At 69.3% G+C, this 3,630-nt stretch carries 4 protein-coding genes; 1 reads left to right on the plus strand and 3 read right to left on the minus strand.

Translation table 11 applies throughout. From position 1 onward, the window contains the following. Window positions 1-115 precede the first annotated feature (115 nt). Together JWR81_RS30195 and JWR81_RS30200 are read right to left on the minus strand one after the other, a co-directional pair. Complete coding sequence (locus tag JWR81_RS30195) at window positions 116-394, minus strand: transposase (protein ID WP_297660654.1); 279 nt, start codon at window positions 392-394, stop codon at window positions 116-118. Between the two features lie 134 nt (window positions 395-528). Next, entirely contained in the window at window positions 529-1,092 is a 564-nt protein-coding gene (locus JWR81_RS30200) for a transposase (protein ID WP_297660657.1), read from the minus strand. Between the two features lie 546 nt (window positions 1,093-1,638). Between JWR81_RS30200 and JWR81_RS30205 the strand changes: the two genes are divergently transcribed. After that, the gene (locus JWR81_RS30205) at window positions 1,639-2,556 is read left to right on the plus strand and encodes an NADP-dependent oxidoreductase (protein WP_297660660.1); all 918 of its coding nucleotides are present in this window, start codon (window positions 1,639-1,641) and stop codon (window positions 2,554-2,556) included. An 84-nt stretch (window positions 2,557-2,640) separates the two neighbouring features. Here the strand turns inward: JWR81_RS30205 and JWR81_RS30210 are convergent, their stop codons facing one another. Further along, complete coding sequence (locus tag JWR81_RS30210; RefSeq protein WP_297660663.1) at window positions 2,641-2,853, minus strand: PIN domain-containing protein; 213 nt, start codon at window positions 2,851-2,853, stop codon at window positions 2,641-2,643. Between the last annotated feature and the right edge of the window lie 777 nt (window positions 2,854-3,630).

A 3,630-nucleotide genomic window follows, 5' to 3' on the forward strand; every position in this document is an offset into this window, starting at 1 on the left:
GAGCGGTGCATGAGCGTCCGGCCCGGCGACCGGTCACGCTCTATCCACCGGTCGTGCGCGGGACGGCCGACGCCCGGCGCCCGCCGATGTCAGCACAGCCAAGCACGCAACTGGTTCATGCCCTCCCGGGCTGTACGAACGTCGAGCGGCCTGATGCCCGGGTGACAGGGGCGGCGCCGGCGAACGCCTTCAGGGCTCGGCCGTCGGCGAACCGGGTGTGGTCGTGGCCGATCTCGCCGAGAAGTCGGGCGCCGAGAGCGACACCGAGCCCGGGCACGCTTCTGATGATCCTTCCGTCGGGATGAGCGAGGAACGCAGCGTCGATGAGGCTCTCGAGCTCGGTAAGGGCTTCGCAGATCGCCTCGAGTTGGCGGACCAGGCCGCGCAGCGCCACTCCCATCACCTGCTCGACGGATGCGGGCCGGCGCATCTGCTCGGTGTCGAAATAGCCGTGCAGGCGGGTGGCCTCCGCGTCGATGCCGCGCTGGCGCCCGGCCTTGCGCAGCAGGATGGCGAGGCGTCGCTCGGTCAGCGCGCGGCCTCGTGCGGCGTGGGGGCCGCGGCGAGGATCGTGCGGCAGCTCGCCGACTCCAGGCGGTGTTTCCCGCCTCGTTCGAACGCGGCGACAGCCGCGGGGAAGTAGGCCTTGAGCAGGGAGCGGATCCGGTTGGTGATCGTGATCTTGTCCCAGACCGCGTCCTGCTGGGCGCGGCAGAGCACCTGCAAAGCACGGACCTGTTCACCGTCATCAGGCAGCGGACGGTGGGCGTCGCGATCGGTGCGCAGGATGTTCGCCAGGACCATCGCGTCGAAGGCGTCGGACTTCCCTCGCGAAGATCGGTAGCGATCTCGATAGCGCGACACCGCGAGCGGGTCGATCGCGAATAACGTCCGGCCCGCGGCACGAAGACCGGCCACCAGCAGCCCGCGGCTGGTCTCGATGGCTACCTCCAGTCGCTGCTGAGCCGGGTCCTGCTCACGGAGGATCTCCAAAAGCCGGGCCAGACCCGCGTGTCGTTGCCGATCCGCTCGGCGCAGATCACGGCGCCGTGCTCGTCGACGACGGCGACGTCGTGGTGGTCTTGCGCCCAATCGATCCCACAGCTCACCGCTGCCATGCAGAGTCCTCTCGTCTCGGTCGGCTGCGCGGCACCGGCGCCCTAATGCTCAGTGCTCTGGGCACGACATCTCACAAGCCGTCCCGCCCCGCGGAGCGGCAGGCGCCCCAGCTCGAATCAAGACTCGAAGTCTGTCGATGACATCGGGCTCGACCCTACGATCATGAACAGCACCATCCTCGCGGTGCGGTGCCGCCACCGAGCGTCATGCTCCTCTCGATCACCCGGGTCAAGCCCGACGGCTTCTACCGGCATCTGCGCGACAGCGACACCGCCAGGGAGGGGCGCCGCTCTCGATAACCCGGCTCGAAGGCCGACTGCTGATAAGAGCGTCCGCTCGGTTGCCATTAAGGCTTCTACAACCCCTTGCGCCGACACTCCCGGCTGGGCAACCTCAGCCCGCCGTCTACGAACAGCAGCTCACGACACAGACCGAGGTGTCCAGCTGACAGGGGCCACTTCAGTCCTCAACGGATTCGCCGTTCGCGCGCCGGCGAGCACGAGACATACGGAGGCACCAATGAAGGCAATCATCGCGACGGATCAGTCCGCGGAAGCAGCCGGGATCACACTCACGGAGCGGCCTGAACCGACGCCGGCGATCAACGACGTCGTCGTTGAAGTCCATGCGTCGGGCTTCGTCCCTGCAGAGTGGGAGTGGCCCTCGACGTGGGTCGATCGCTCCGGTCACGATCGAGCCCAGGCGATCATTGGCCACGAGTTCGCCGGAGTGGTCTCCTCCCTCGGCTACGGCACAACGGGACTCTCGCTGGGACAGCGGGTGTTCGGGATCACGGACTGGCACCGCGATGGAACCCTGGCCGAGTACGCGGCCGTGGAGGCACGCAACCTTGCGCCGCTGCCGGGGAATGTCGACTTCACGGTGGGTGCGAGCCTGCCGATCTCCGGCCTGACCGCGTGGCAGGGCCTGTTCCAGCACGGTCGTCTTCAGACCGGGCAGAGCGTCCTCGCACACGGCGCCGCCGGCGCGGTCGGGTCCGTGGTGACGCAGCTCGCCCGGGAGTTCGGCGCCTACGTCATCGGTACCGGGCGGGCGGTGGACCGCCAGGCGGCGCTCGACTTCGGCGCGAACGAGTTCCTCGACCTCGACCACGAGGATCTCGACGACATCGGCGGGGTCGACCTAGTCTTCGATGTCATCGGCGGTGACATCCAAAGGCGCTCGGCGAGCATCATCCGGCCTGGCGGGACGCTGGTGTCGGTGGTCGGGCCTGCTGAGGCTCGCCCTGTCGACGGCCTCGCGATTGACTTCGTCGTCGAGTCCGTTCCGAATCAGCTGGTGGAGATCGTTGACCGGGTCCGGGACGGGCGCCTTCGCACGCACATCGGAACCGTCGCGACCCTCGACGACGCCGTCCCCGCGCTTAACCCGACCGAGCGGCGCAAGGGCAAGACCGTCATTCGCGTGCGCCCCTGAGCGCTCTGGAACAGGCCAACAGCGCCGTCATGCCTAGTCACGACCGCCGAGCTCCGGTTCGGGCCTCGACCATGACGAGGCTGGTCAGCGGATGAGTCGGACGGTCAGGGCGAGACCGTCGAGGGGGAGCTGGGCCCAGGCGGTGTCGGCGGTGACCGCGGCACAGCCCACGCGCTCGGCGAGGGCCAGGCAGCACCGGTCCCCGAGGGACAGGCCCGCGGGGCAGCCGCGGTCCCAGAGCCGGGCGGCGGTGACCGCGTCGGCCGCGGTGAGCGGCTCGACCCGAACCCCGAGCATACGGAGCCGGCGGCCTGGGCCTCCTTCCACGAAGGCGGTCACGGCGATGCTGCGCGAAGCGCGTTCGCTGTCGCGGCGCGCCGACAAGCTCAACGTCACCGCCGCACATCCATGCCACAGGTAGCTGCCGTCCCGCCTCTGAGGAGCCGAAGCGGGACTGCAGCAGGCGCGGGGTCAGGCAGACGGGTCTACGAGCAGGTCGGCGGGCGCGGGGTCCGGAACCGGGTTGGAGTTGTCTGCGTCGAGCGCCTCGAGGCGGCGATGGGGTCGTCGAGCTTCGCCAGGGCGGCGTCGACAGCGGCCTGCTTGTCGGCGTGGTCGGAGGCGAGCCATCACCGCCGTGACCGCCAGTCGCGACGACACCGGCGGTCGGAGCCGCGACCGGCGTCACGGCGCCGATCAGGACGTGGAGCGAGATACGGCTCGGTTCCTCGCCTGGCTGGCCACCCCGGGCGCGACGGACCGGACTGCTGAAGGCAACGTTGGAGGGGATCGGGCTGCCCGATGAGCGCGGTGGCGTCGGAGGTGCCCGGTCGCGTCCCTGCCAGCCGTCGAACCGAGGGGCCACCGCCTCGTCGGGACCGACCACCTCGTCGCGGCTGCCGCGCAGCCTGCCCACTCAGACTCCAAGAGCCTCGCCCCGACCGCCGCGGACACCTCAAACGGTAGTCACTCAATAGTCACTCACCGACACGACGAACGGCCTGGCCGGAAGCTCTGAAAAGAGCCTCTGACCAGGCCATTCGGCTGTGGGCGATACTGGGATCGAACCAGTGA

Origin of the sequence: Pseudonocardia sp. (assembly GCF_025965585.1) — a bacterium.
Classification (GTDB): domain Bacteria; phylum Actinomycetota; class Actinomycetes; order Mycobacteriales; family Pseudonocardiaceae; genus Pseudonocardia.

Coding starts and splice junctions, on each gene's coding strand:
- JWR81_RS30205 (WP_297660660.1), top strand. CDS start 1,639: ATGAAGGCAATCATCGCGACGGATCAGTCCGCGGAAGCAGCCGGGATC.
- JWR81_RS30210 (WP_297660663.1), bottom strand. CDS start 2,853: ATGCTCGGGGTTCGGGTCGAGCCGCTCACCGCGGCCGACGCGGTCACC.